Below are 26,378 nucleotides of genomic sequence, written 5' to 3' on the forward strand. Positions count from 1 at the left end.
TCCCCAATCCAAAATCCAAAATCAGCCTCACTTCTCCTGCGCGGTCCACGCTGGATGTGCCATCAGCGAGGCCATCGTGCGTACGCCCCGGAGCTGATTAGACAGGGGCAGATGACCACGGGGAGCCGTCAAACTCCAGGTAAAGCCGCCCGGATAGCGTGTCCAGTTATTCCCTGACTTCCAGCCGATCAGCGGCCAGAGCCGATCCCAGTTTTTGCCCACGCTAAGCCACAGATCGCGCTGCACCGAAAAGCCAAACTTGCCTTCGGAATAGACGAGCCAGAGCGTGTTGATGGTCTGCAAATCCTCGATGGGAAAGTCATCGACTTCGGTGAAATAAATCCAGCGGCGCTGCACGGCAGCCGGCCCCGCCAGTTCGCACAGTTTCTCTAACGTCAGGCGATCGGCCGCCTGAAAGTCTTGCTGAACTAGCAGCGTTTGCAGCGGGGAATAGTCTATGCCGCGCTGCGATCGCCCAGGCACTAGCCCCTGAGGAAACTGGGTCTGCAAAAACTCCTGCGCTTTGGGAGATTCAGCAGCGGCCAAAATCTGCACGGCCTTGCCTTCCAGCGGCCCCGGTTTGCTGCCCTGGCGGTCTTGCAGCACCCGCATTAGCACCGTCAGCCCGGAGTCGCCTTGGGCGGCAATGTCTTGGAGCAACTGCAACTGGGTCTTCTCGTTTTCAGACTGGAGGCGGGCGAGGAAATCGGGAATGAAGTCAGACGCGCCAGGCTCGGACGAAGCGGTGATATCCAGCGGAGATTGTGACAGATTGGCTTGCACGTTATCCATGATTTGCAGCAGCACCGAGCAAAAGCGCGAGTTTTACGCGATTTCTCATTTTAACCTTTACAGGACTTACGCACTTGCCATCAGCTTTCTGGATTTTGGGCAATTTCTCGCGGCCTGTGCCCATAAGAAATTGCCCAACTGCGTAAGTCCTACTTTAATCTCCACCTCTACTCTTTGCTGGCTGCGCCTGCCAGAATGCGCTGAATGATCGCCGTGGTGGAACTGGGCACTTCTACTTGAATCAGCTCGATTCGCCCGCCGTAGGCCTGGACTGTGGGCGCTTCCGGCAGCGTTGCGACCGTGTAATCGCCGCCTTTAACATAGATATCAGGCTGGAGGGCCGATATCAGGGCGATCGCCGTGGGTTCCTCAAACACCACCACGCCATCCACGGGTTTCAGCGCTGCCAACACCTCGGCCCGCTGGGCTGTGGGCACGATGGGACGCGGCGGCTGTCCGGGTTTGGCAGGCTTGATGCGCTGCACCGAGGCATCGCTATTTAGCCCCACGACGAGCGACCGCCCCTGAGTTGCCGCCGCCTGCAAGTAGCGCACATGTCCCGCATGAATCAGGTCAAAGCAGCCATTGGTAAACACCAGCGGTCGCCATTGGTCAGGATTTTGGGCGATCGCCTGCTGCAATTCAGCCAGGGTGTAGACGGGCATGGTCAGAGGTTTGGGAGTCAGGAGTTTAGGGAAAAGCGGCTCTCCAAATTATCGCCCCCTATGGCTCATTGCTTTACCTCCTCATTCCCTTGATTCACACAGGACTTACGCACTTGCGATAAGCTCTTTGGGTTTTGGACGATTTCTCGCGGCCTGCGCCCATGAGAAATCGTCCAACTGCCTAAGTCCCATCACACTCTGCCAATCGGCCTTGCTCCAGCACAGGCAGACTGTGACGATAGTCTTGCAGTAGGTCACACCCCAGGTTCAGCAAATGTTCTAGGTCATTCATCTGGGTCAGCGTCCACAGCAAAATCGTGTGGTCGTTGCTGGCGGTGGCGAGGGTCTGCCCATCGGGACTATAGACGGCAGTATTGACCCCGTCGCGGTGGCCGCGCAGCGTGCTGATAAGTTTGCCCTCCAGCGTCCAGAGTTTGATCGTGCCGTCGTAGCTGGCGGTCGTTAGGGTTTGCCCATCGGGGCTAAAGCCGACATGCAGCACGCCATCGCTGTGCCCTTCCAGCGTGACCAGCAGCGTGCCGTCGGGTGTCCAGAGCTTGACCGTGTTGTCGTAGCTGGCGGTGGCGATCGCCCGTCCATCGGGGCTAAAGCTGGCGTGATACACCTTGCCGCTGTGGCCGCGCAGCGTGCGGAGTTTGCGACCCTCTGCCGTCCACAGAATGACCACCTTATCGGTGCCGGCTGTAGCAAGCATCTGCCCGTCGCGGCTATAGTCCACGCTGAGAACGCTGCCGCGATGCCCCTGGAGCGTGTTCACGAGGCGGCCGTCGCGCTGCCAGAGGCGCACCAGGCCATCGTCGCTGGCGGAGGCAAGCTGGTCGCGGCTGGGTGAAAAGGCAACTTCGTTCACGGCGGCGGTGTGGCCAGTCAGGGTTTGCAACAGGTCGCCGTTTCGGTTCCATAGGCGCACCGTGCGATCGGCGCTGGCCGAAGCCAGGGTTTGATTATCGGCGCTGAAGGCCACGCCGCGCACGGCGGCGGTATGGACGGCCAGAGTCTTTTGCAACTGGCCGTTTCGGTTCCACAGACGCACCGTGCGATCGCCACTGGCGGAGGCAATCAGGTCGCCGTCGGGGGAAAAGTCCACATCATACACCCGCTCGGTGTGGTCATACAGTTGGTTCAGCAGCGTGTGATTTACCCGCCACAGCCGCAGCGTGCGATCGCCACTGCCAGAAATCAGCGTCTTGCCATCGCGGCTGAAGCGGAGGCTGTGAACCTGGGAGGTGTGGCCGCCCAGCGTAGACAGCAGCGTACCGTCCAGTCGCCAGAGCTTGATCGTCTTGTCGGCGCTCGCAGTGGCCAGCAAATCGTCTGTTGGGCTAAATACCAGGCTATAGATTGGCGAAGAATGCCCCTGGAAGGTGTGGACGGGCGTGCCGTCCAGCCGCCACAGCCGCACCTGCCCATCCAGCCGGCTGGCAGCCAGGATTTGCCCGTTGGGACTGAAGGCTAGACTGGTCACTGCCAAATCGCCGCTGGGAATGGTCTTCCAGCGGGTTCCATCCGTCTGCCAGAGGCGGATCATTCCATCGGCGCTGCCCGTTGCCAGGATTTTTCCATCGGGGCTATGAGCGATGATGCGGACGGGTGTGTTCTGGCTGGGCAGCGTGCCCAAGCGCCGACCCGCTTCATCCCACAAGCTCACCGTGCCGTCTTCGCTGGCGGCGGCGATCGCCCCTCCATTGGGCGCGGCGCTCAGCGCATTGACCGCCTGACTGTGGGCAAACTGGCGAATCCCCGTGCCGTTGGGCTTGCGAAACCAGAGGCTACCGTCGTCATGGGCGCTGACAATTCGTTCGTGAGGCAGCACGACAACGCTGAGCGCCTGGGAGGTGTCGCCTGCCAGCGTTTGCACAGGCGTTCCATCCATCTGCCATAGGCGAACCGTGCCGTCGGCGCTGGCAGAGGCGAGCCGCTGTTCATCGGGGCTGAGGGCGGCCTGCCACACGGCTCCGGCGTGTCCCCGCAGTTGGTTGCGCTCATGCACCCAGTAGATCGCCTGCTGCAACGAAGACAACACGCGCGATCGCACGTCTGGATTCTGCGCCTGTTCTCTCCGCTTTAGGGTGTTCAGCGTAAACCCTGCTTCTACGGCCTTCACCAGCGCCTCAAAGGTTTGCCCCGAGCCATACAGCGCCCCCGAAGCCTCCGTCAGCGCCGTCAGTCGCTCCCGTTCCGCAAGGCTGCGGTTGCTTTCCGCCGAGCGATACAGGCTGAAGGACACGATCCCAAGGGCGATCGCCATTGCTCCTGCCGCTGCGATCGTCTGGGTCAGCAATCGCTGCTGCCGGAGGATCTGCTTTTGCTCCGCCAGTTCCTCCTGCTGATGATCCATCTCTTCGTTGTAGGAAGCCCAGATGTATTCCTTCTGCACTTGCAGCGCCTGGGGTTCCTTGTGTTCGCCCTCAGCCAGCCAGCGCCGAGCCTCCTGAATTTCGCTGCCCCGCAGCAGTAGGCTGCGATCCTTGCCGCGTGCGTTCCATTCCGTTGCCCGCACCAGCAGCCGCGTGTGGGTTCGCACATAAGACAAATCGGCATCCAGCGCCGACACCAGGCTGCGAAACCCAACTTCAAAATTGTCCGTATCTCGCAAAAAAATCCAGTTGATTTTGCCCAGTTCGGGATGCACCAGCGCCGGGTCAACGTCTTTGCAAACCACAGGCAGCAGACGCTTCTGATGTTGCAGGGCATGTTCTAGCTCGCGGCCACACACCTCCGAAGCCGCCGACTCTGGGCTGAGGACAAAGATCATGGTGTCGGCGACCTCAATGCCCAGCTTAATTTCTTCCCACCAGTCCGCTCCCGACGGAATGCTGTCCCAATCAACCCAGACCTCGCGCCCTCGCTTTTGGAGCGCCTGCACCAGCGTTTGCACAAAGGGCCTGTTGCGACGGGAATAGGACACAAAGACATTTGCCGTTTCGCTGGACATGTCCAGGATTTTCCAGATGTCCCTGGGCATCCGGCGGTTGGATTTGTGTGCCAGTTTCACCTCATAGGCGATCGCCCCATCCTGCTCCACCTGGCGGACAATGCGCTTTTCCAATAGCGGCAGCAAAAACGCCTGCATCTCAGCTTCGGTCTGCTGAAAGTGAGCAGCCGTTTCGCTCAGAGACACAACATTATGGCGCAGCAGCCACCGCACCACCGACTGCTGTTCGTCAGGCAGCAGCAGCACATCCGCCATGCGAATGCCTGTGATGTTGTCAGGAAGAGAAGGCGCAGAGAATGCAGCAGCAGACCCGGATGCCGAATCGCTCATGGTAGATGCAACTTAAAGAAGCGGTGGGGGAAACCGTTTGGGAAAACCGTAGGGACGCGATGGGCAACCCCAGAATGGTTCTATCCTACCGGGCAGTTTGGGAGATCGAGCGAGTTGTTGGCATTTTTTATATTTGCATGGAAAAACAAGCTACTCCATCAGTACGGGTTGAGACGGCACGAGTTGAGACGGCACGAGTTGAGACGGCACGAGTTGAGACGGGACGGGTTGAGACGGCACGAGTTGAGACGGCACGAGTTGAGACGGCACGAGTTGAGACGGGACGGGTTGAGATCGAGCTAGAACATCGAGCTAGAACAGGGATGTTCCGCTGCTGCCATCGGGGCGCGATATCCTGAGAAATGGAGTTTGCGGGGAATGCTCGATGCAGATTTATCTGGACTACAGCGCCACCACGCCCACCCGCCCAGAGGCGATCGCCCGCTGGCACGCCGTTTTGACTCAGCAGTGGGGCAATCCCTCCAGTCTGCATCAGTGGGGGCAGCGGGCCACCGAAGCCCTGGAACTGGCCCGCGCCCAGGTCGCTGCCCTGATCAACGCACCGCCTGACAGCATTGTGTTTACCTCCGGCGGCACCGAGTCTGATAACCTGGCTCTCTGTGGCATAGCACGTCAATATTCCGCGCCCCAGCATTTGATCGTGTCCAGCGTCGAGCATTCGGCCGTCACGGAACCAGCCCGCCAGTTGGAGCGCCAGGGCTGGCAGGTGACGTGGCTTCCGGTCAACCGCCAAGGGCGGGTCGATCCGGCCGACTTGCAGACAGCCCTGCGACCCAACACAGTTCTGGTTTCGATCATTTACGGACAGAGTGAAATCGGGACGCTCCAGCCGATCGAAGTGCTAGGACAGATCGCCCGCGATCATGGCGCACGGTTTCATACCGACGCGGTGCAGGTGGCGGGGCGGCTGCCGCTAGATGTGCAGCGGTTGCCTGTAGATCTGCTCTCGCTGTCCAGCCACAAGCTCTATGGGCCCCAGGGTGTGGGGGCTTTGTATGTACGGCCCGGCGTGGCGCTGGCTCCGCTTTTGGGCGGCGGCGGCCAAGAGCAGGGACTACGGTCGGGAACCCAGGCTGTGGGCGCGATCGCCGGATTTGGCATGGCCGCAGAACTGGCTGCCCGCGAGCTACCCAGCGAAACGCCCCGGCTGGTCTCCCTGCGCGATCGCCTGGTTGACCAGTTGGCCGATGTGCCAGACCTCATCCCCACGGGCGATCGCCTGCATCGACTGCCCCACCACGTCAGCTTTTGCCTGCGCCATGCCGACGGACAAGCCCTGACGGGTCGAACCCTGGTGCGCCAAATGAACCTGGCGGGTATTGGCATTAGCGCTGGCTCTGCTTGCAACAGCGGCAAGCTCCAGCCCAGCCCTGTGCTGCGGGCGATGGGACTGGGCGATCGCCAGGCCACAGGCGGCATTCGGCTCACCTTGGGACGCTATACGACCGAAGCCGATATCGACTGGACGGCGATCGCCCTCCGCCAAATCCTGGAACGCTTGACCCTCGGACAAAGCTTGCAGCAGCCCGTGGTGTAAGTCTCCTGATTGCCCAATTCTGCTCTAACGTCAAGTACCCTCCCTTAGCCTCTGCTGAATAAACTTCCATAGAACTTACACAGTTGGGCGATTTCTCACGAGCTACGCCCGCGAGAAATCGCCCAAAATCCAGAAAACTTATTGCAAGTGCGTAAGTCCTGTAGGGATTTGGGTCGAAGATCTGGTTTTGTAATTCAGGATACAGATTTACTTTCTCTTCATTGGTGGAATCTGTATTAATTGATTCACGCCCTGCGCCAAGTTTTCATAGGCAAGAGCCTATGGCTTTGAGTCTGCTGGCATCTTTTGCCACAGATGCAATTGCTTGGAGCGGTGGCGATCATATAATCTGCCAAGCTGACCTGGCTCTTGAAATCTGGGCTGGTCTATTACCCTCCTCTTCGATCTGGGGATGCGGTGTCAGTTTTGAGCCGCGTCATTAGTTTATCTACGTTCAAGGAACGTCCACCAATGTCTAGATTAGTTCTCAGAAAGCGAAACAGACGGCAGCCGCTGATCGATCGGCGCGGTCTGTCTGCGATCGCCAAAATGCTTTTAGAGCGCCCCCGGGCGACCATCAATTCTCTCTCTCCAACCTGGCAAGCCTGCATTCCCTTGGTGGCGCTGATCCTGCTGGTTAGCAGCACGGCTGCGGTCGCCCAGGATGCACCCACGGTCGAGTCTCTGGCTGCAACCACAGACGAACTGCGGGTCGGGCTGGACACCCTCTGGGTGGTGCTGGCAGGGGTGCTCGTGTTCTTTATGAACGCAGGCTTCGGGATGTTAGAAACGGGCTTTTGCCGCCAAAAGAACGCTGTTAATATCCTTTCCAAGAACCTAATCGTGTTCGCTTTGTCTACGATTGCCTACTGGTTCATCGGCTGGGGCCTGATGTTCAGCGATGGCAACCCCTTCTTTGGTACGGCTGCGCCCTTCTTCCTCTCTGGCGTAGACAATAGCCCTGCAACGGGTGATGCCTACGAAGGCGTGTACAGCGCCATTAGCTGGGCGGGCGTGCCGCTGGCTGCCAAGTTTTTCTTCCAGCTGGTGTTCGCTGGAACTGCCGCAACGATCGTATCTGGGGCGGTTGCTGAGCGCATCAAGTTCATTGACTTCATGCTCTTCAGTCTGCTGCTGGTGGGTCTTGCTTACCCCATCACGGGCCACATGGTCTGGGGTGGCGGTTTGCTGGGCAATGCTGGCTTCTGGGATTTTGCCGGTTCGACGGTGGTGCACGCCGTGGGTGGCTGGGCTGCGCTGATGGGTGCTGCTATCCTCGGTCCCCGCTTGGGCAAGTACAACGAAGATGGTACTCCCAATGCCCTGCCGGGTCACAACATGAGCATTGCCACGCTGGGCTGCTTGATCCTGTGGCTGGGCTGGTTTGGCTTCAACCCCGGTTCGACGATGGGGGTTGGCGACGGTTCGGCGATCGCCCACATCGCGCTGACCACGAACATCGCGGCTGCCTTTGGTGGCGTGGCGGCGACCTTCACGGCTTGGTCTCTACTGGGCAAGCCTGATCTGTCTATGACGATCAACGGCATTCTGGCCGGTCTGGTGGCAATCACCGCCCCTTGCGCCTGGGTTACTGCGGGCGCTGCGGCCATCATCGGACTGATCGGCGGCATCCTGGTGGTGCTGGCTGTCGGCTTCTTCGACCGCATCCGAATTGATGACCCGGTGGGCGCAACCTCGGTTCACCTAGTGAACGGTCTGTGGGGTACGCTGGCAGTGGGTCTGTTCGCCAAAGGGCCCGACGGTACGCTGTATGGTGATGGCGAAGGTCCACTGGCGGGTCTATTCTATGGTGGTGGCTTGACCCAGTTTGGCATTCAGCTTGGCGGTACGCTGCTCTGCGGTTTGATCATCACCGTCCTGTCTACCATCTTCTGGTATGCGCTCAAGGCTCTGATGGGTATTCGAGTGACTGCTGAAGAAGAACTGGTGGGTCTGGACATTGGCGAGCACGGCATGGAAGCCTACGCTGGCTTTGTGAAAGATGCGACGGGCGCTCCTTCGGGTGTCTACACCACCAGCAGCACCTCCACGGGCATTGCGGGTAATCCGAACTAATCGCTGACTTTCTGTCTTGGGTTCCCTCAGAACTAGAAGAGATTCAGTATCATAAGCGGTGAGTCTTGATGCTTGATCAGGCTTGCCGCTTTTTACATCCGGCTTTCAACCCTGAGCAAAAAGGACTGAGAGATAAGACCGATGCGCGATCGCTCTCTTCAGTTTGCAATCTACCTCGCGCCCTATTGGGCCCGGCTGCAAGCTCGGCTGCGGCAACTGCGGGCAAAGTGGCGATCGCAGCCGCCAATTGTGCGGGCTTCCCTGATAGCCAATGCCGTGATGCTGACCCTGCTTACGGGAACCCTGCTGCGGCATCACCACACTCGCCTCGCGCCCAGCGCCCTGTCTCAGGCGTTGCCCCAGACCCCACAAGCTGCGCCCCCACCCGCCACCCAGACCGGAACACGCCACCTGCTGAACTATCAGCAGTGGGTTGACCTATTGCAGCAAGAGGCGATCGCCGCCGCCGAAAATCCACCAGAGCGGCTGGCCGTGCTGCTGGGCGATTCCATCAGTCTATGGTTTCCGCCCGACCTGCTGCCGCCAGAGCGCAACTGGATTAATCAGGGCATTTCGGGGGACACTACCGATCGGCTGCGGGCACGCCTCCATCTCCTCGATCCCGTGCAGCCCCAAACCATCGTGGTGATGATCGGCATCAACGATTTAATCTGGGGCGCAGACGATGCAGCCATCCTGTCCCACTATCGAGATATTGTGCGCTATCTGCGCCACACCCACCCTGGAACGCAGGTGTTGGTGCAGTCCATCCTGCCCCATGCCGCAGAGCAGGCGACTTGGGAAGGGCGCGATCGCCTCCTAGCCTTACCCAACAGCCGCATTCGGGCGCTCAATCAACAACTCGCGGCGATCGCCCAGTCCGAGGGAGCCTACTATCTCGATCTATATCCGCTCTTTGCCAACGCCCAGGGCAACCTTAAGATGTTCCTCAGCACGGACGGTTTGCATCTCAATTCGCAGGGTTACCTGGTGTGGCGGGCAGCGCTGCAACTGTACCTGCGGCAAACACTGCCCACCGGGTAGCGCAATCGATTACGCCGCAAGCGTCTGCTTCAAAAATGCCAGGACTTACGCATTTACGACAAGCTTTCTGGATTTTGGGTGGTTTCTTGTAGACAAAGCCCGCGAGAAACCGCCCTAGTGCGTAATTCCTAAATCTTCAAAAATAAAGCATTGAAGATGGTGCGACTCGGCGCGTCTGTTGAACCGGGCGGTTATCCCGCAAGATGGGCTGGAAGTAAGACATGAGCATCAGAATAATAAGCGTGATCCAAATCCAGGGAAAGTCGTTGTTGGGCGAGGGATCTTTGGGGGTTGAAAGGTCACGCTTGAAGTCACAAGAGAGACACTGGTAGAGATTGGGGCCAGCCAGGACTACCGTCTTTTTGCCGCAGCTTGGGCACTCAACAATTTCAGCCATGAGGAGTCTCCTTAGGGTGGGGGCAGGAGCAGTCAAGATTTAAGGAACCAAATTTAAGGAACCAAGTAGGGAGCCAGGGCTTTTAGCTACAGAAACCTACTGGTCGTCCAAACTTAGCTATGCAACTTGAGTCATACACCCTGAGTGATGCAGCCTGAGTGATGCAGCTTGAGTGATGCAAATAAATATCAGCCTGGGATATCAAAATTACGTAAATCCCTTCTAAATCCTTACTAAATAGGTGGACATTAATAAATAAACATAAAACCCAAAGACCCTGCGCCGCCCGCGCAGCGGGCGGCGCAGGGTTCAGGGTCTGTTTTTTAATCTGGTCTATCTACTTATGAAGTTTCTTGGCATCGATTTTGGCTGGACTTCTCAGCCCAGTGGTCTTTGTTGCTTGGTTTTTCAGGACAACGCTCTGTGGCTGAAGGATCTCACCCGTCTTGCCGATATTCCCGACTTGTTGGCCTGGATCGATGCCTGCGTGTCGCCAGAAGAGCCTGCGGGGGTGGCAGTTGATGCGCCCACGCTAATTCCCAATGCCACCGGAATGCGCCTCCCCGATCGCCTGGCCCACAAGCACTTTGGACGCTATCACGCGGGCTGCTATCCGGCCAATCTGGGACTCCCGTTTGCCCAGCGCACAGTGCAGCTTGGCCTCAGCCTGGAGGCTCGCGGCTTTGCCCACGCCCCGACAATTCAGCCCCAGGCTCCCATCCGCTTTCAAATCGAATCTTTCCCGCACCCGGCGATGGTGCATTTGTTTGGGCTGTCGCGCATTTTGAAATACAAAAAGGGCACAGTTGCCGAACGTCGTGCCGAACTCGCTAAACTGCGGCATTATGTCCTGACCGTGCTGCCTGTCCTGACCCCAGCGCTGCATTTTATGCCCGATCAAACCCTGCCCAATATTCCCATGCGCGGTGTGGACTTGAAGGCCGTAGAAGACATGCTCGACAGCATTGTGTGTGCCTACATTGCCGCCCACTGGTGGTATTGGGGCGAGGCAAGAAACTGGGTGTTGGGCGATCGCACTCAGGGCTACATTGTCGTTCCTGCCCCCGCTGCTGACCCGTCAAGCCATGCAGTAGCGGCCATGCCAGTGGGATAAGCTCAAGCCCCACATCCAATACCTGACGCAGGTTTAGCCAGTGGTTCTCTTCAGCAATCTCGTTGATCTCGTTGAGGCCCCAAGCGCATTTGTCTGCCCTGTGCCGGGGGTCAGGTTTCAGAGCTTGCAGGTTATGACGAAATCTCAAGAATCATTGCGGTAGGTGCAGGGACATGGGTGGAGGGCGATCGCCACAACATCGACCAGGCAAGAGATTGGGCGATCGCTCTCTGGCTAAACCCCACATTTCCGTCCGTTACAGCCCGCACCCCGGGTTCCCCATCCTCTGCGACAATCGAATATCGTAAACGGAGCCAGTGCCCGCTCTACATCTGGGCTTGCTGCGCCTCCTTGTCCCCAACTCCAAACCCCTATGAAACTTGCCTACTGGATGTACGCTGGCCCAGCCCACATTGGCACATTGCGGGTAGCCAGTTCCTTCAAGAACGTCCACGCCATTATGCACGCGCCGTTGGGGGACGACTATTTCAACGTGATGCGATCGATGCTGGAACGGGAGCGAGACTTCACGCCTGTCACGGCGAGTATTGTGGATCGCAACGTTTTGGCACGCGGTTCGCAGGAAAAAGTAGTAGACAATATCACGCGCAAAGACAAAGAAGAACGCCCCGATCTAATCGTGCTGACACCCACCTGCACGTCCAGCATTTTGCAAGAAGATTTGCAGAACTTTGTCGAGCGGGCGCAGCTAGAGGCGAAAAGCGATGTGCTGCTGGCAGATGTGAATCATTACCGGGTGAATGAACTGCAAGCGGGCGATCGCACGCTGCATCAAATCGTGCAGTTTTACATTGAAAAGGCCCGCAAAAAAGATGATTTGCGGACGGATAAAACGACGGAGCCATCCGTCAATATCATCGGTATTTCCACGCTGGGATTTCACAATCAGCACGACTGTCGCGAACTGAAAAAACTGATGGGTGACCTGGGCATTCAGGTCAACGCGGTCATTCCTGAAGGCGCATCGGTGCATGAGCTAAAGAACCTGCCCCGCGCTTGGTTTAACCTGGTTCCCTATCGCGAACTGGGGCGCATGACTGCGGAGTATTTGCAAGCTGAATTTGAAATGCCCTTTGTAGACATTACGCCAATGGGTGTGGTGGAAACAGCTCGCTGTATTCGAGCAATTCAAATCATTTTGAACCAGCAGGGCGCAAACGTAGACTATGAATCGTTCATTCAAGACCAGACGCTGTTCGTCTCGCAAGCGGCCTGGTTTTCGCGCTCGATTGACTGTCAAAACCTAACGGGTAAAAAGGCGGTCGTGTTTGGCGACAACACTCACGCAGCGGCGATTACCAAGATCCTGGCGCGGGAAATGGGCATTCGTGTGGTGCTGGCGGGAACCTATTGCAAATACGATGCTGAATGGTTTCGTGAACAGGTGCGCGGCTACTGCGATGAGATTTTGATCAGCGATGACAATGGTGCAATTGGAGATGCGATCGCCCGGTTGGAACCCGCTGCCATCTTTGGTACGCAAATGGAGCGCCACGTCGGCAAACGGCTGGATATCCCCTGTGGGGTAATCGCCGCGCCGATTCATATCCAGAATTTCCCCATCGGCTATAAACCATTTATGGGGTACGAAGGGACGAATCAGATCGCGGATTTGATCTACAACTCCTTCACGCTGGGCATGGAAGATCACCTGCTGGAAATCTTTGGCGGGCACGATACCAAAGAGGTCATTACGAAGGGCGTTTCGGCGGATTCTGATCTGGCGTGGAGCAAGGATGGTCTAGCAGAACTGAACCGCATTCCCGGCTTTGTGCGCGGCAAGGTGAAGCGCAACACCGAAAAATTTGCCCGCGATCGCGGGATTGAAACTATCACCGCCGAAGTCCTCTACGCGGCCAAAGAAGCCGTCGGCGCATAGAGCGAGACCGCTGAAATGCGGGTTTGCTAAGATTTGCAGGGACAGTGATGTGCCTGATGTTTCGATAGTTTTCTTCTCAGTGAATTCCAGCAGTTTAGCGAACCGTTTAACGCATGGGCGATCGCCCTACCCGTTCCAGACAGCCGTTCAGCCTGTTGCTTTGGCGTTTTGGGCTGGGCGAGTGCTGGCTGTGGGGGTGCTGCTCAGTGTCGGCATGGCTACGGCTGCCCTTGCCGGAACCCGCCAGCCGCAGGCCACCGCCGCCGCACGTCAGGCATTCCGCCAAGAACAGCAGGACAAAATTCGTCCAGAACACTATGACCTAGCGCAATATCCCCTGACGGAGGAGACGGTCGTCCACTGGCGCGGGCTGCTGTGGGCGACAGCAATCTTGGAACCGGCCGATGAATCGATCGATGCGGCCATCGCGCGGCTGCTAGAGTTTGCCTATTCGCCCGATGAGCTGGGGTTTTCGTCGGCGCAGCGGTCGGTGGTGGAAATGGCGCTTCAGGTGGGGACGCAGCGCTTGCTCGGCGAAACCTCGTCTCCGCAAATTGCAGCACAGTTTCAGCAAGTCCTAGAGCGCAGCGAGAACCCCCGCTGGGTAGCGATCGCCCTCTCGGCTCTGGCGCAGGCTACAGACCATCCGGCAGATCGTCGGCAGTGGGGCGATCGCGTCCGGCAGCGCTTCTCCACCTGGCAGCAGGAGCCGCTTTTGGAAACGACCCTGCGCGACGTGGCAGCACTGGATGCGCCGCCGGCCCTGCCGCCGCTGCAAGATTTGCTGGACTGGCAAATTGCGCCCAACCAGATGCACGCCTATGTCTTGTGTCCGCGCGATCGCACGGCCCTGTGTCAACTGACGGTCAAAGACTGGACAGGAGCGTTTGTGGAACGGGCAGACGGGACGCGATGGTCAGTGCCACTGCTGCGGCGATCGCTCCACGGGCTACGCTGGAACCTGACGCGGGGCGACACACCCCAGGGCATTTATCGGATTGAAGGCGTGCGATCGCCCAGTGCTGACACCTTCCGCGCCTACGGGCAGTTTCCCCGCGTGAATCTGTACGTGCCCCATGAGGCCGGCGTGCGGGAATTCTTGCCAGGACAGCCGGGAACCGTGGGGGCGATCGCCCAATATCGCGCCCTGCTGCCCCCGTCCTGGCGCAATTATTTCCCGATTTACCAAAGCTATTGGGCCGGGCGCATGGGTCGGGGACTCTTTCGCATCCACGGCTCCGGCGAAGACCCCGCCTTTTTTGCCAACAGCGCCCGCTTCCCCCATAGCTATGGCTGGAGTCCTGCGATTGGCTGCCTCTCTGCCCTGGAGCAATACGACGAATCCGGCAATCTGCAACAGGCCGATATGCCTGCTATTTTGCAAGCCCTGACCCAGGCGAGTGGCGCAGCGTCTCCCTCAGACTTGGTGGGCTATTTGGTGCTGGTAGAGAGAGAGTGAGTAGAGGGAGAGTGAGGGCGCGATGTTCTCCGAATCTAGCCCCCCGTCAGGCATGAACCTCTCCATCCGGCATGATTGCCCCACTGAGGTACGCCCCCGTCATCTTCACCATGATCCGATCCTTCACGCCCATGCGGGCCCCGCGCAGGTTTGCGCCGCGCAGGTCTGCCCCGCTGAGGTCTGCGCCAATCAGGTTGGCATCTTGCAGGTTGGCGTGACTGAGATCGGCTTCTAGCAAATTGGCGCGAAACAGGTTAGCCCGCTCCAAGTTGGCATGGTTCAGGTTAACGCGGTGCAAAAAGGCATCGCTAAGGTTGGCATCGCTGAGGTTGGCGTTGCTCAGGTTGCGTCCGCTCAGGTCTTTTTCGCGCAGATCGCGCCCGCTCAGGTCACTGCCGCTGAGGTCGGGGTCTTGGCGACGGGGGGGACGGGGCGGCGGTTCCGGCGGAGGCGGGCTGGTGTGGCTGCTGTGGGAATTGCCTGGATGCGTGTGGCTGGTGTGGCTATTGCCGGAGGCGTGGGCGCTGTTGCCATTCCCGCTGGGCGGCCGCGTGGAGTGGTGTCCTGATGGGCCAGCCGTTCCTCTGGCTGTGGAGTGAGAATAGGTGGATTCGGAATAACTGGAGCCAGACGACCCAGCACCGGGATAGCTTGAGTACGCGCTACCGGGATAGCCTGCGCCGCGATAGGAAGAACTGGGGTCGGATGCACCTTTATAAGTGGAGCCTTGGGCGTATCCGGGGCGGGCGGGCGGGCGATAGCGGGCGCGGGAATAGGAGGGGCGGGATGGCTCTGGACGAGCGCTGCTGGTGGATTGAGCCGATGGGCTGGCGGCAGCGCTTGATCCAGCGTCGGATTTCAAAAAGGTGCGGAGGCGATCGCGCGCCTGGTTAATTTCCTTAATCTTTTCCTGCGCCTTCTGATGCAGTCGCTCGTTATCAGTCGGAATTCGATCGGGATGCCATACAAACACCAAGTCTTTGTAAGCCTGGTTCACCTCTTCGAGGGACGCACCAGGCTCCAAATCCAGGACTCGGTAGTAGTGTTCGAGGTCTTTCATCTAGAACACCATATCATTTCCCCAGGGGCGCGGGGATGGCGGAAATCCTCTCTGCATCATAGATTGATCGCCGGTTGATCGCCGACTGATTGCCGATGGCGGCGGCCGAATGGGGGTTGGTCTGCGCTGCGCCCAAAATCGCCGCCTCGATTGCCATGAGTTGGGTTGAGCCGTTTGTTGGGATCAGTTGATCGGGGCGATCGCCCGTCGTCCCCATCCCGCGCCTCTACAGCAACTCTAAGCAAGACCCCGCAAAAACTCATCCGAGCTACGGGAAATCTAAATAATTGACGTGTCCAAAGCTTCATCTGTCTTGCAAACCGGGCCGCTAAACTGTGGGGTGATGAATGCAAAGGGTAAAAACAATGATGGATGCCACTGCACTCTGGCAACGCTATCAAGACTGGCTTTACTTTCATGAAGGGCTGGGTCTGTATCTCGATATTAGCCGGATGCGCTTTGCCGATGACTTTGTGGAGCGCATGAAACCCAAGTTTGAGAAAGCGTTTAAGGACGTGGCGGCGCTGGAAGCAGGGGCGATCGCCAACCCCGACGAAAACCGCATGGTCGGCCACTACTGGCTGCGAAACCCCGACCTCTCGCCCAGTCCGGAGATCAAAGCCGAAATCGTGGATACCCTGGCCAGCATCAAAGAGTTTGTTGCCAAAATTCATGCAGGCGAAATTCGCCCGCCCCAAGCCACGAAATTTACCGACCTGCTATCGGTCGGCATCGGTGGATCTGCCCTCGGTCCGCAGTTTGTCGCCGAAGCGCTCGGCCCAGAACCCGCGCCGCTCAAAATTCACTTCATTGACAACACCGACCCCGCAGGCATGGATCGCGTGCTAAATCGGCTCAAAGACCGGCTGAACAGCACGCTGGTTCTGGTTACCAGCAAATCCGGCGGCACGCCCGAAACCCGCAATGGCATGTTGGAAGTCAAGCAGTTTTACGAAAAGCACGGGCTAAACTTTGGGCAACATGCCGTCGCTGTCACCATGCCCGGTAGCAAGATGGATGGCATTGCCAAGTCCGAGGGCTGGCTGGCCACTTTTCCCATGCAAGACTGGGTGGGCGGTCGCACCTCCGAACTCTCCAGCGTGGGCTTGCTGCCTGCGGCGCTGCAAGGTATTGATATCCAGGCCATGCTGGACGGCGCAAAGGAAATGGACGAAGCCACCCGCGTCCCCGATCTTCGCAACAATCCTGCCGCCCTCCTAGCGCTGTGCTGGTATTACGCGGGCAACGGCAAGGGCGAAAAAGACATGGTGATGCTGCCCTACAAAGACAGCCTGCTGCTGTTTTCACGCTATTTGCAGCAGCTGGTGATGGAGTCGCTGGGCAAAGAAACCGATCTCGACGGCAATAAGGTCTATCAGGGCATTGCGGTCTACGGCAACAAGGGATCTACTGACCAACACGCCTATGTGCAGCAGCTTCGGGAGGGTGTGCCCAATTTCTTTGTCACGTTTATTGAGGTGCTGGGCGATCGCCAGGGCGACTCGATCGAGGTGGAACCCGGAGCCACCAGCGGCGATTTTCTATCGGGGCTGCTACAAGGCACTCGTCAGGCGCTCTACGAAAACCAGCGCGACTCGATCACGGTGACGGTTCCCCAAGTCACGCCGCGCATCGTCGGCGCACTGATCGCGCTATACGAGCGGGCCGTTAGCCTCTATGCCTCGCTGGTGAATATCAACGCCTACCACCAGCCCGGTGTAGAAGCAGGCAAAAAGGCAGCGGCCTCGGTGCTGGAGTTGCAGCGGCAAATCGTCGCTACCCTCAAGGCCACCGGGCAACCCCTCTCGCTGGCAGAACTGGCGGACAAGATCGGCGCATCTGACCAGGTAGAAACGGTTTATCTCATCGTCCGCCATCTCAGCGCCAATAGTCGCGGCATTACGCTGGCCGGAGATCTGGGCAAGCCCAGCAGCCTGACGGTTTCTGGCCGCTAGTCGGGTTTGTGGCTTGAGTCTCCGGCGCGATCGGTGCGACAGATCAACCCGTTTGGCAGGGGTGGGGAGTTTGGCGCTCTGCCCCTGCCTATGCAGGATCACGCCTGGTAAAAAAGAAGAGGTTTTCTATCACGAAACGTGCCAGTTTTGCCATTTCAGTAACAATCTTTTTATAGTGGACGTATAGGCTAAAACTGTACGCTCACAGATGAGGTGCTGATATGGGTCTGAAAGGTCGCGTTGAAATTCGCCCGTTGACCTCGATCAAGGGCGGCATGGCTGAGTTTTATACCCCCCAGTCCAGCAATGAAACGATGCTGGTCAGTATTCCGGCGGGCATGATTGATGATTTATTCGTCCACCACTTCCAGACCGACCAGCTTCTGGTGGTGCGCGGCAGTTTTGTGCTGGTGGTGCTACAAAACCGCGAGTATCAATATATTCCCTTGAGCGATCGCCACCCCACGGTGGTCACGATTCCCCCCGGCATTCCACACGCCGCGATCCATCTGGGTTCCGAGCCGTGCTTTTTGGTGAACGCAGTGCTGAGACATGGCGATGCCCACCCCAAAGACTATCGTCCGATGAAACCGCCGATGCCGTTTGATTTTGTGAAGGCTCGCGCCGCGCTAGCGGAGTTGGAGTATCCCATTGGGATCGCAAGCTAAGGATTCAGGCTGCTGCACGGGGGCAGGAGCTCGGCTGAGCGAGGAATGCACGCGGCTTCCTGCCCCCCTTTTCGCTATGCCGTTGCGGCCGTTTCCTGCTTTTGCGCCGATCCCTGGGTGCCCAGTTGAATCAGCTCCACCTTATAGCCGTCGGGATCTTCCACAAAGGCGATTACCGTCGAGCCGTGCTTCATGGGGCCAGGCTCTCGCGTCACCTTGCCGCCGAGTTCTCGAATACGATCGCACGTCTTGTAAATATCTTCCACGCCCAGCGCAATGTGGCCATAGCCATTGCCCAGGTCATACTTGTCCGTGCCCCAGTTGTAGGTCAACTCCAGCACGGTGTGATCTGCCTCGTCGCCGTAGCCCACAAACGCCAGCGTAAACTCGCCACCGGGATAATCTTTCTGGCGCAGCAGCTTCATTCCCAGCACATTGCAATAAAACGCCAGCGACTTTTCCAGGTTGCCCACGCGCAGCATCGTATGCAGCATTCTCATAGCGTTCGCCTCTTGTGTCTCCGTTGCTGTGTTCCCTCCTAATTCTAGGGCAGGGTTTTGGCGTGACGCGGCTTTGGGAGAACGGGGTCTAGCGCTAATTCTCTGATTCGTCCACTCGCCCCACTCGCACCACCTTGCCCCGCCTTCTATACTCAGGCTACAGTCAGCTAATATTTGACCCATTTCGGTAATGTCTTCTATGACTGACGCGCTCCGCAGAACGCCGCTGTATGATTTGGCGATCGCCCAAAAAGCCCGCATGACTTCGTTTTCGGGCTGGGAGATGCCCGTGCAGTTTGGCGGCATCACACAGGAGCATCAGGCCGTGCGGCAGAGCGTCGGCGTGTTCGACATTTCCCACATGGGCAAGTTTGTGCTGCGTGGCGAGGCAATCTTGACCCAGCTTCAGCGGCTAGTGCCCACAGATCTGGGCGGGCTGCAACCGGGCATGGCGCAATACACCGTGCTGCTGAATCCGCAGGGCGGCATTGTGGACGACTTCATTATTTATGCCCAGGGGACAGACCGGGCAGACCTGATTGTGAACGCGGCGACGACTGAGAAAGACAAGACGTGGCTATTGGCACATCTTTCAGGGGTGGAATTGGAGGATTGGTCGGGCGATCGCGCTTTACTGGCCGTCCAGGGGCCCGATGCCGTCGTCACGCTGCAAAAGTTTGTCGAAGAAGATTTATCGAACGTGCCGAAATTCGGGCATCTCGAAGGCCATGTTTTAGGAAAACCAGGGTTTATGGCGCGGACAGGCTATACGGGCGAAGACGGCTTTGAGGTGATGGTGGAGCCAGAAACAGGACGCGAATTGTGGCGATCGCTCCTCGATGCAGGCGCAGTGCCCTGCGGACTGGGGGCCCGCGATACGCTGCGGCTAGAGGCGGCGATGGCGCTCTACGGCCAGGACATCGACGACACCACCACGCCCCTCGAAGCCGGCCTCGGCTGGCTAGTGCATCTCGACAAAGTGCCAGAGTTCATCGGGCGGGATGTCCTTGTGCAGCAAAAGCAGGACGGCGTTTCTCGCAGGCTCATCGGCTTACAGCTTACAGGTCGCAACATCGCCCGCCACGATTACCCCGTGCTGCACAGCGGCGAACCCATCGGCAAAGTCACCAGCGGCACGCTCTCGCCCACGCTGGGCTACCCCATCGCCCTGGCCTCTGTCCTCGCCGACCTTGCCAAAATCGGGCAAATCCTGGAAGTCGAAATTCGCGGCAAGAGCTACCCGGCCACCGTCGTCAAGCGCCCCTTCTATAAACGCTGAAAAGACTCTGAAAACGCTGACTTGCAAAAACGCTGATTTGTGAGCGCTGATCAAGCCCCAGCCCTGTCGGAAATCAGACCGACCAACGCCGAAAATTACGGTAATCTTTTCCTGTATGCTTCATTGCGCCCAAACCTATGAGCCTGGAATATCCCGAAGATCTGAAATACACAGATTCTCACGAGTACATCCGCCTGGATGGAGATACCGCCACGATAGGCATCACGGCTTTTGCGGTTGATCAGCTTGGCGACATCGTGTTTTTAGAACTGCCCGAAGTTGGCGACGCGCTGGAAAGGGGCGAAACCTTTGGCACTGTGGAATCGGTCAAGGCTGTCGAAGACCTAAAAGCGCCCCTCTCTGGCAAGGTGATCGAGCGCAATGACCCCCTGCTTGACGCGCCAGAGCAGCTTGCCGACGACCCCTACGGCACGGCCTGGCTGCTCAAAGTGGAGGTCAGCGATGGAGCCGAGCTAGACGATGCGCTGTCGATGGAAGAGTATGTAGCGCTGGTGGAGGGAGAGGAGGGGTAACCCATCAATCCGGGAATCCCTTTAGAATGAACAAATATGCGTTGTAAACGCGCATTGTAAAGATGCGTCGTAAGCACGCACTGTAAAGTAGTAACTCAGGCTAGCTTATGTCGGTTTTGGCGGCGATCGCAGTTCTTGCACTCCTAATCTTTGTTCACGAGCTGGGGCACTTCCTGGCGGCGCGGCTCCAGGGGATTCATGTCAATCGGTTTTCCCTGGGCTTTGGACCGATTTTGTGGAAGTATCAGGGCCCCGAAACGGAGTATGCGATTCGCGCCATTCCGCTAGGCGGTTTCGTGGGTTTTCCCGACGACGACCCCGACAGCGACATTCCGCCCAACGACCCCAACCTGATGCGGAATCGCGGCGTACTCGATCGGGCGATCGTGATCAGCGCCGGGGTAATTGCGAATCTGCTGTTTGCCTATCTGGTATTCGTTACGCAAGTGGCAGTTGTTGGCGTGCCACAGGCGTTTAACTATGAACCGGGCGTGCTGATCCCGCAGGTAGTGTCCACCGATTCGCCGGCTGCGCTGGCAGGTGTGCAGGATGGCGACATTGTGCTGGCGGTCAATGGGCAAAGCCTGGGCGAAGGCGAAGCCGCTCAGAAAGCGCTGATGGAGGCGATTACTACAAGTCCAAATCGCCCCATTAATCTGACCGTTCAGCGCAATTCGGGTCAGGTCAATCTCAGCGTTACGCCAAAGCCAGATGCCGAAGGCGTAGGCAAGATTGGCGTAGTGCTGAACCCGAATGGCAAGGTTGAGTTTCGCCGTCCAAATGGACTCTTCGAGGTGTTCAGCCTTGCTGCCAGAGAGTTTCAGGATATGTTCTCGCGGACGGTTCAGGGCTTTGTCTCGCTGATTACGAACTTCTCGTCGGTGTCAGGGCAGGTGGCTGGCCCGGTCAAGATTGTGGAGCAGGGCGCAAACCTAGCGGCAAATGACTGGATTAACCTGTTCCCGTTCACGGCCATCATCAGCATCAATCTGGCAATTATTAATATTCTGCCGCTGCCTGCGCTGGATGGCGGACAGTTGGCGTTTCTGCTGATCGAGGCGTTGCGCGGGAAACCACTGCCCACTCGCTTCCAGGAGAGCGTCATGCAGACGGGATTGATGCTGCTGCTGGGGCTGGGCGTGTTTCTGATTGTGCGAGACACTACCCAACTGTCCTTTTTCAGAAATTTGCTTCAGTAATTTGCTTCAGTGACCTGCGTCGGGAACGTGCTTTAGATAAGCTCTAGACAAGGAAGAGATTGCGTGCCAAGACGGGCGGGACAGAAGCAGCGAGCTTTGGAAACTCGGGCGCTGGAGATCTTGGAGCGGCTGAGGCGGCTCTACCCGGATGCGACCTGTTCGCTAGATTATGAAACGCCCGTCCAATTGCTCGTGGCTACAATCCTGTCGGCCCAGTGTACGGATGAGCGGGTGAATAAGGTAACACCGGAGCTATTTCGCCGCTTCCCGGATGCAGCATCAATGGCGAGTGCAGACCTGGCAGAGCTTGAAGAGCTGGTGCGCTCTACAGGGTTTTATCGCAATAAGGCAAAAAATATCCAGGGAGCCTGTCGCAAAATCGTCACTGATTTTGGGGGACAGGTGCCGCAGACGATGGAGGAACTGCTGACGCTGCCGGGTGTGGCCCGCAAGACTGGAAACGTGGTGCTGGCTCATGCCTTTGGGATTAATGCGGGCGTGACGGTGGATACTCACGTCAAGCGGCTGAGCCAGCGACTTGGGCTGACGACGCACACGGAACCCGTGCAAATTGAGCGCGACCTGATGAAGCTGTTGCCTCAGCCCGACTGGGAAAACTGGTCGATTCGCCTGATTTATCACGGGCGGGCTGTGTGCAATGCGCGGAACCCGGCGTGCGATCGCTGCCAGTTGGTCGATCTCTGCCCCTCCGCCGACCCGACAAAAGCTGCACTGGCGACAACGCCTGCACCTATATAGGAACCTGCGCTCCTTGAGCCTTGATTTCGTAGCTTCATAGCCCCTGCTCAAGGCTAAACAAAAAGCTGGGAGTTGATTGGTGAATCGCTCCCAGCTTTAGTTACAGGACTTACGCACTTGCGATAAGCTCTTTGGGTTTTGGTAGCAACATCTAGCCGATGCGTTCCACAGCCGTATTGCTGACACCGGGACAGTTCTGATCGCGAGATATCGCTTCAGCGACAGTCTGTTGCTTCAAATCGTTGCTTCAAACATGCGTACCAAAAGGGGCTTTCCAAACTGCGCTTACTTATGCTTACTTATATAGACGCTAGCAAAGCAGTGCTACATCCTTTGGCATTAGCGCGATGCCGTTTGGCTGCGACCGATAACCTCCAGACTGACAGGTGCGATGCCGCTGCCGATCATGCCGATGGCGCGGGCAGCTCCCGCCGATAGGTCAATCACTCGACCCCGTGAGAATGGGCCCCGATCGTTGATGCGAACCACCACCGATTGTCCGGTGTTGAGGTTGGTCACGCGCACCTGGGTTCCAAAGGGCAAATAGCGGTGGGCAGCGGTCATGGCGTTTTGGTTAAACACTTCGCCGCTGGCGCTGCGGTTGCCGTGGAATCCGGGGCCATACCAGGATGCAATGCCTGATGCAACTCGCGTACTGCCTGTTCGGTTCGCAGGAGACACTGACACTCGAACCGCAGGACGGGGACGATCTTGGATATCTTGCAGCGGGGGGGCGCTGCCCAACAAGCGACGAAGACGATTGGTGGCTTGCAGCGCGTCTTCGGCTGGGTTGCGCGTAGTGTCCGGCAAGATGATGTCGGCGTTCATCTCGATTAGCTCTTCACTGCCAACCTGGATGACGTAGCGCTCGCGCTGGGCATCCCAGCGGACAGTAATCGTTTCGGCGCTGGTGCCATCTCGGTGGATCTGGCGCAATCGAGCGGCGATCGCCCCAGCTCGCTGCATCGGGTCGGCCGAGGCGTCCGCCGTTGCACTTGAGCCGGAATCGGGCTGCCCAGGCACCACCGCAGACGCATCTGCTTCGGGTGGGGTTGGGCGCTTGACCGTTTCCGATTCGCCAGTCGCCCTACCTTCAGCCGCGTTGTCTAAAGCGCCTGCTGTAGAAACCGATGATGGATCGGGCTGGGTGACGGCACCCAAAAACGTGAAGACAGGAATGCTCTGAATACGGAGCGTGGCTGATGAGCGGTTGTTCACCTCATGCGGAATGATGGTGACCGTCAAGTCTTCAGCGGTATCTGTTTCTTCCTGGTCTTGATACTCGCCCACCTTGCGGACTTCGCCGAGGGCGGCAGCAATCCGACGAGTGGACGGGGTTTCCGAAATAGCTCCGGGCTGGACTGTATCTGTTTCCGAGGCGCTACCCACGGTTGCAGACAGTGGCTCAGGGGAACCTAGCTCGGCTGAGGCATCCAGGGAGGGAACCTTTTCCTGGGAAACCTCGTCACCCTCGCTAGCGAGATCTGTCTGTGCGTCTGCAAAGGCAGCCGAGACAGGTGCTAGAGCAGTGAACAGGAAGGCGGCAGTCGTGAGGCCGCTCCAAAGTTTCTGAGACATACACTCCATAGTGAAGGACATGGTGAGCCGAGACCTTGAACCAGCTTTGGGATGGCGATCGCCGCAAAAATACTCTGACGGCCGTCCATCACGCCAAGCACACTAAGCACAGACGCATTGACCAGTAGTGAGTCAGCGCCGTATCGGGTTCAATCGAAGCAGACCATCCGCAAAGCACCTCAAAAAATCTGCACCAGGCAGAAAATCTTTGAGTCGCCTAACGGCTGACCGCTCAACTCGTACTCATTTCGTGTTCAACTTATGGCTGTGGAACTGACTTAGCCTAGCATAGGAAATTTTGCCTGGGGATCAGGGTTCCCCAACATGCGTGGAAAACTTTACACAAGCTTCATACGGATTTATCGGGTAAATCCTTCGTCCCAAGCGTATTTTAGGTTTTTCTTCCGCAAACTTACTTCACGGAAACTTTATATAATTTTTGTTTTTCTTAGACTTTTCTCCCGTCAATTTCAGCCTTCCAGTTTCGGCCTTTCAACCTCAGCTTTGTTCCGTTGAACCGAGCAATCCAAACTTGCAGTGTCTCTCAGGCAATCTATGGGGTAATGCAAAGTGCAGTGAAGAGGAAGAGAGGATTTTTGCGTTCAGTCTGTTGTCCTCTAGCTGTACCTGATGCCACTTTATTCGATATCAAAAGACTAAAGCTATCATAGTATGGTATCACATTCCTGGGTGTTATGCCAAAACGTACCAAGTTCCTCTCCCGCAACCCCGAAAAACCTTCTCCGCGCGATCGCTTCTGGGCCGTCCTGGCAAATACGCCCCGCCTGGTTCAGTTGGTTTGGCAAGCGGCACCCCGGCTGCTGCTGCTGCAACTGGGGATCACGCTGAGCAACGCCCTCATCCCCGTCGCCCAGCTATACATTAGCAAGCTCATCGTCGATCAGGTGGTCTTGGAGCTATCGCAGCCCGGAGTCGATTGGACGGTTTTAGGTCGCTTGGTTGGGCTGGGGCTGGGCATTACGCTGGCGCAAGTTGGTCTTAATCAGGCTGAAACCTACACCACCCAGGTTTTGAATGACCGCTTCACGCTGTATGCCAACCAAATCTTGCTAAAACAGGCAATTCGGCTCGATCTGGCCCACTACGAACTGCCAGAGTTTTACGACACGCTCAACCGCGCCCAGCAAAGCGGCAGCGCCTACCCCGTGCGCGTGTTTGAAACGCTGATTGATCTGGCGGGTCAGTCCATCACCTTTGCGGGTTTGCTATCGCTGCTGGTGGCATTTAATCCGCTGCTGCTGTTGCTGCTGCTGCTGACCTCTATGCCTGCGCTCTGGGTCGGCATTCGCTTTTCGGGAGTGCGCTTTTGGCTGAAGCGTCGCCAGACCGAGAGCGGCCGTTTGGCGGAATATTTGCAGCAGGTATTGACCACGCAGGAATTTGTCAAAGAGGTGCGCCTGTTTAACTTGGGCGATTACCTGCTGCGCCAGTGGCAAAGTATTCGTCTCCAGTTCAATCGGGAAATGGCCGAAGTGCTGGCGCGAAATGCGTGGCTCCGCTTTGGCGTGGGGCTGATTGCCAATTCGGGCTTTTACGCCGCCTACGCCTGGGTTATTGTGCGGACGGTTCAGGGTGCGATTTCTCTGGGCGATCTGACCATGTACTCGGGTGCGTTTCAGCAGGCGCAGGGCCTGATCCAGGGCATTTTGTTCCAGATTGCATTGATTTATGAATTCAATCTATACGTGTCCCAATATTTTGAATTTCTGAACTTGCAGCCCCAGGTTGTGAGTCCATCCGACCCGATTGCGTTTCCCAATCCAATGCGTCGGGGGCTGGAATTAAGGGACGTGAGCTTTCGCTATCCCGGCGCGAGTGAACCCACGCTGCACCGCATTAATCTGACCGTGAAGCCAGGGGAGAGCATTGCGCTGGTGGGCATGAACGGCGCTGGCAAGACAACGCTGCTAAAGCTGCTGACTCGCTTTTATGATGTGGAATCGGGGGAAATCACGATTGACGGCATTCCGCTGACTGCCTTCGACCTGGAAGATCTGCGGCGGAATGTGGGTGTGGTGTTTCAGGACTTTTCGCGCTATCACCTGAGCGTGCAAGACAATATCGGCTTTGGCGACCTGCGCCACCGCGATGACCTGGACCAGATCGAGCGAGCTGCCCAAAACGCAGGCGCGACGGGCGTGATTGCTGCCCTCGAACGGGGCTATGAAACGATTTTAGGTAAAACCTTTTCCGATAGCGCAGAGCTTTCGGGCGGGCAATGGCAAAAACTGGGACTGGCCAGAGCATTCATGACTCCTGCCCAAGTCCTGATCCTGGATGAGCCGACGGCGGCGCTAGATGCGATCGCCGAATATGATCTTTTCCAGCGCTTCCGCCAGCTGACGCAGGACAAAATGACCTTCCTGGTCAGCCACCGCTTTTCCACCGTCCGCATGGCCGACCGCATTGTGGTGCTAGAGCATGGGCAAATTGCGGAACTGGGCAGCCATGCAGAACTGATGGAGATGGGCGGGAAGTATGCCCAGATGTTTCGGCTGCAAGCCTCGAGCTACGCAGGAGTCGCGGAGTGAGGGT

Annotated in this window: 21 protein-coding genes; 13 read left to right on the plus strand and 8 right to left on the minus strand. The window is 57.7% G+C overall.

Annotation, left to right across the window (positions count from 1 at the left end; all coding sequences use genetic code 11):
- Positions 1–27: 27 nt before the first annotated feature.
- The 3 genes from JTM80_RS06770 to JTM80_RS06780 all read right to left on the minus strand — a co-directional run bounded on the left by JTM80_RS06770 (position 28) and on the right by JTM80_RS06780 (position 4,743).
- On the minus strand, positions 28–792 hold the full coding sequence (locus tag JTM80_RS06770; RefSeq protein ID WP_172353298.1) for a GUN4 domain-containing protein: 765 nt from the start codon (positions 790–792) through the stop codon (positions 28–30).
- A 167-nt stretch (positions 793–959) separates the two neighbouring features.
- Positions 960–1,457: a D-glycero-beta-D-manno-heptose 1-phosphate adenylyltransferase gene (gene rfaE2, locus JTM80_RS06775; protein ID WP_172353297.1), complete on the minus strand. Its 498-nt coding sequence runs from the start codon at positions 1,455–1,457 to the stop codon at positions 960–962.
- A gap of 181 nt (positions 1,458–1,638) precedes the next feature.
- Positions 1,639–4,743, minus strand: coding sequence for a TIR domain-containing protein (locus tag JTM80_RS06780; RefSeq protein WP_205370824.1), 3,105 nt, complete (start codon positions 4,741–4,743; stop codon positions 1,639–1,641).
- A 385-nt stretch (positions 4,744–5,128) separates the two neighbouring features.
- Here JTM80_RS06780 and JTM80_RS06785 point away from each other — a divergent pair, with 385 nt between their 5' ends.
- From JTM80_RS06785 to JTM80_RS06800, 4 genes are all read left to right on the plus strand, one after another.
- Positions 5,129–6,301, plus strand: coding sequence for a cysteine desulfurase family protein (locus tag JTM80_RS06785; RefSeq protein ID WP_205370825.1), 1,173 nt, complete (start codon positions 5,129–5,131; stop codon positions 6,299–6,301).
- A 471-nt stretch (positions 6,302–6,772) separates the two neighbouring features.
- Positions 6,773–8,377, plus strand: coding sequence for an ammonium transporter (locus tag JTM80_RS06790; RefSeq protein WP_205370827.1), 1,605 nt, complete (start codon positions 6,773–6,775; stop codon positions 8,375–8,377).
- Between the two features lie 141 nt (positions 8,378–8,518).
- Complete coding sequence (locus JTM80_RS06795; RefSeq protein WP_205370828.1) at positions 8,519–9,421, plus strand: SGNH/GDSL hydrolase family protein; 903 nt, start codon at positions 8,519–8,521, stop codon at positions 9,419–9,421.
- Between the two features lie 740 nt (positions 9,422–10,161).
- Positions 10,162–10,932: a DUF429 domain-containing protein gene (locus tag JTM80_RS06800; RefSeq protein ID WP_205370829.1), complete on the plus strand. Its 771-nt coding sequence runs from the start codon at positions 10,162–10,164 to the stop codon at positions 10,930–10,932.
- A 131-nt stretch (positions 10,933–11,063) separates the two neighbouring features.
- Here the strand turns inward: JTM80_RS06800 and JTM80_RS06805 are convergent, their stop codons facing one another.
- A complete protein-coding gene (locus JTM80_RS06805; protein WP_172353292.1) occupies positions 11,064–11,201 on the minus strand; it encodes a hypothetical protein in 138 nt (45 codons plus the stop codon).
- 104 nt (positions 11,202–11,305) lie between these two features.
- On the opposite strand from JTM80_RS06805, the gene bchB reads away from it, so the two are divergent.
- Positions 11,306–12,832, plus strand: coding sequence for a ferredoxin:protochlorophyllide reductase (ATP-dependent) subunit B (bchB, locus tag JTM80_RS06810; protein WP_205370830.1), 1,527 nt, complete (start codon positions 11,306–11,308; stop codon positions 12,830–12,832).
- A gap of 79 nt (positions 12,833–12,911) precedes the next feature.
- Positions 12,912–14,291 (plus strand): hypothetical protein, encoded by a 1,380-nt coding sequence (locus tag JTM80_RS06815; protein WP_172353290.1) that lies wholly within the window; start codon positions 12,912–12,914, stop codon positions 14,289–14,291.
- Between the two features lie 46 nt (positions 14,292–14,337).
- Here JTM80_RS06815 and JTM80_RS06820 read toward each other — a convergent pair whose 3' ends face one another.
- Positions 14,338–15,351: a pentapeptide repeat-containing protein gene (locus JTM80_RS06820; protein ID WP_172353289.1), complete on the minus strand. Its 1,014-nt coding sequence runs from the start codon at positions 15,349–15,351 to the stop codon at positions 14,338–14,340.
- Between the two features lie 13 nt (positions 15,352–15,364).
- Positions 15,365–15,568 (minus strand): hypothetical protein, encoded by a 204-nt coding sequence (locus JTM80_RS06825; RefSeq protein ID WP_205370831.1) that lies wholly within the window; start codon positions 15,566–15,568, stop codon positions 15,365–15,367.
- Between the two features lie 151 nt (positions 15,569–15,719).
- On the opposite strand from JTM80_RS06825, the gene JTM80_RS06830 reads away from it, so the two are divergent.
- Both JTM80_RS06830 and JTM80_RS06835 read left to right on the plus strand, forming a co-directional pair.
- Positions 15,720–17,306 (plus strand): glucose-6-phosphate isomerase, encoded by a 1,587-nt coding sequence (locus tag JTM80_RS06830; protein ID WP_172358696.1) that lies wholly within the window; start codon positions 15,720–15,722, stop codon positions 17,304–17,306.
- A gap of 221 nt (positions 17,307–17,527) precedes the next feature.
- Positions 17,528–17,974 carry a dTDP-4-dehydrorhamnose 3,5-epimerase gene (locus JTM80_RS06835; protein WP_172353287.1) on the plus strand — a complete coding sequence of 149 codons (447 nt, stop codon included), beginning with the start codon at positions 17,528–17,530 and terminating at the stop codon, positions 17,972–17,974.
- Between the two features lie 74 nt (positions 17,975–18,048).
- Here the strand turns inward: JTM80_RS06835 and gloA are convergent, their stop codons facing one another.
- Positions 18,049–18,474 carry a lactoylglutathione lyase gene (gene gloA / locus JTM80_RS06840; protein WP_068508689.1) on the minus strand — a complete coding sequence of 142 codons (426 nt, stop codon included), beginning with the start codon at positions 18,472–18,474 and terminating at the stop codon, positions 18,049–18,051.
- Between the two features lie 190 nt (positions 18,475–18,664).
- On the opposite strand from gloA, the gene gcvT reads away from it, so the two are divergent.
- From gcvT to nth, 4 genes are all read left to right on the plus strand, one after another.
- Positions 18,665–19,753: a glycine cleavage system aminomethyltransferase GcvT gene (gene gcvT / locus JTM80_RS06845; protein WP_205370832.1), complete on the plus strand. Its 1,089-nt coding sequence runs from the start codon at positions 18,665–18,667 to the stop codon at positions 19,751–19,753.
- A 137-nt stretch (positions 19,754–19,890) separates the two neighbouring features.
- Entirely contained in the window at positions 19,891–20,286 is a 396-nt protein-coding gene (gcvH, locus tag JTM80_RS06850) for a glycine cleavage system protein GcvH (protein WP_172353285.1), read from the plus strand.
- A 107-nt stretch (positions 20,287–20,393) separates the two neighbouring features.
- On the plus strand, positions 20,394–21,485 hold the full coding sequence (gene rseP, locus JTM80_RS06855; protein ID WP_172353284.1) for an RIP metalloprotease RseP: 1,092 nt from the start codon (positions 20,394–20,396) through the stop codon (positions 21,483–21,485).
- Between the two features lie 96 nt (positions 21,486–21,581).
- Positions 21,582–22,244, plus strand: a complete 663-nt coding sequence (nth, locus tag JTM80_RS06860; RefSeq protein ID WP_225906782.1) for an endonuclease III — start codon at positions 21,582–21,584, stop codon at positions 22,242–22,244.
- A 339-nt stretch (positions 22,245–22,583) separates the two neighbouring features.
- Here nth and JTM80_RS22635 read toward each other — a convergent pair whose 3' ends face one another.
- Positions 22,584–23,822: a septal ring lytic transglycosylase RlpA family protein gene (locus tag JTM80_RS22635; protein WP_172353282.1), complete on the minus strand. Its 1,239-nt coding sequence runs from the start codon at positions 23,820–23,822 to the stop codon at positions 22,584–22,586.
- A gap of 695 nt (positions 23,823–24,517) precedes the next feature.
- Here JTM80_RS22635 and JTM80_RS06870 point away from each other — a divergent pair.
- A complete protein-coding gene (locus tag JTM80_RS06870; RefSeq protein ID WP_205370834.1) occupies positions 24,518–26,374 on the plus strand; it encodes an ABC transporter ATP-binding protein in 1,857 nt (618 codons plus the stop codon).
- Positions 26,375–26,378: the final 4 nt, after the last annotated feature.

Source organism: Thermoleptolyngbya sp. PKUAC-SCTB121, assembly GCF_016919485.1.
Taxonomy (GTDB): Bacteria; Cyanobacteriota; Cyanobacteriia; order Elainellales; family Elainellaceae; genus Thermoleptolyngbya; species Thermoleptolyngbya sichuanensis.

Excerpts from the sequence above, each read along its gene's own strand:
- JTM80_RS06770 (WP_172353298.1), bottom strand. The coding sequence starts at position 792 with ATGGATAACGTGCAAGCCAATCTGTCACAATCTCCGCTGGATATCACC.
- rfaE2 (WP_172353297.1), bottom strand. The coding sequence starts at position 1,457 with ATGCCCGTCTACACCCTGGCTGAATTGCAGCAGGCGATCGCCCAAAAT.
- JTM80_RS06780 (WP_205370824.1), bottom strand. The coding sequence starts at position 4,743 with ATGAGCGATTCGGCATCCGGGTCTGCTGCTGCATTCTCTGCGCCTTCT.
- JTM80_RS06785 (WP_205370825.1), top strand. The coding sequence starts at position 5,129 with ATGCAGATTTATCTGGACTACAGCGCCACCACGCCCACCCGCCCAGAG.
- JTM80_RS06790 (WP_205370827.1), top strand. The coding sequence starts at position 6,773 with ATGTCTAGATTAGTTCTCAGAAAGCGAAACAGACGGCAGCCGCTGATC.
- JTM80_RS06795 (WP_205370828.1), top strand. The coding sequence starts at position 8,519 with ATGCGCGATCGCTCTCTTCAGTTTGCAATCTACCTCGCGCCCTATTGG.
- JTM80_RS06800 (WP_205370829.1), top strand. The coding sequence starts at position 10,162 with ATGAAGTTTCTTGGCATCGATTTTGGCTGGACTTCTCAGCCCAGTGGT.
- bchB (WP_205370830.1), top strand. The coding sequence starts at position 11,306 with ATGAAACTTGCCTACTGGATGTACGCTGGCCCAGCCCACATTGGCACA.
- JTM80_RS06820 (WP_172353289.1), bottom strand. The coding sequence starts at position 15,351 with ATGAAAGACCTCGAACACTACTACCGAGTCCTGGATTTGGAGCCTGGT.
- JTM80_RS06825 (WP_205370831.1), bottom strand. The coding sequence starts at position 15,568 with ATGGGGACGACGGGCGATCGCCCCGATCAACTGATCCCAACAAACGGC.
- JTM80_RS06830 (WP_172358696.1), top strand. The coding sequence starts at position 15,720 with ATGGATGCCACTGCACTCTGGCAACGCTATCAAGACTGGCTTTACTTT.
- JTM80_RS06835 (WP_172353287.1), top strand. The coding sequence starts at position 17,528 with ATGGGTCTGAAAGGTCGCGTTGAAATTCGCCCGTTGACCTCGATCAAG.
- gloA (WP_068508689.1), bottom strand. The coding sequence starts at position 18,474 with ATGAGAATGCTGCATACGATGCTGCGCGTGGGCAACCTGGAAAAGTCG.
- gcvT (WP_205370832.1), top strand. The coding sequence starts at position 18,665 with ATGTCTTCTATGACTGACGCGCTCCGCAGAACGCCGCTGTATGATTTG.
- gcvH (WP_172353285.1), top strand. The coding sequence starts at position 19,891 with ATGAGCCTGGAATATCCCGAAGATCTGAAATACACAGATTCTCACGAG.
- rseP (WP_172353284.1), top strand. The coding sequence starts at position 20,394 with ATGTCGGTTTTGGCGGCGATCGCAGTTCTTGCACTCCTAATCTTTGTT.
- JTM80_RS22635 (WP_172353282.1), bottom strand. The coding sequence starts at position 23,822 with ATGTCTCAGAAACTTTGGAGCGGCCTCACGACTGCCGCCTTCCTGTTC.
- JTM80_RS06870 (WP_205370834.1), top strand. The coding sequence starts at position 24,518 with ATGCCAAAACGTACCAAGTTCCTCTCCCGCAACCCCGAAAAACCTTCT.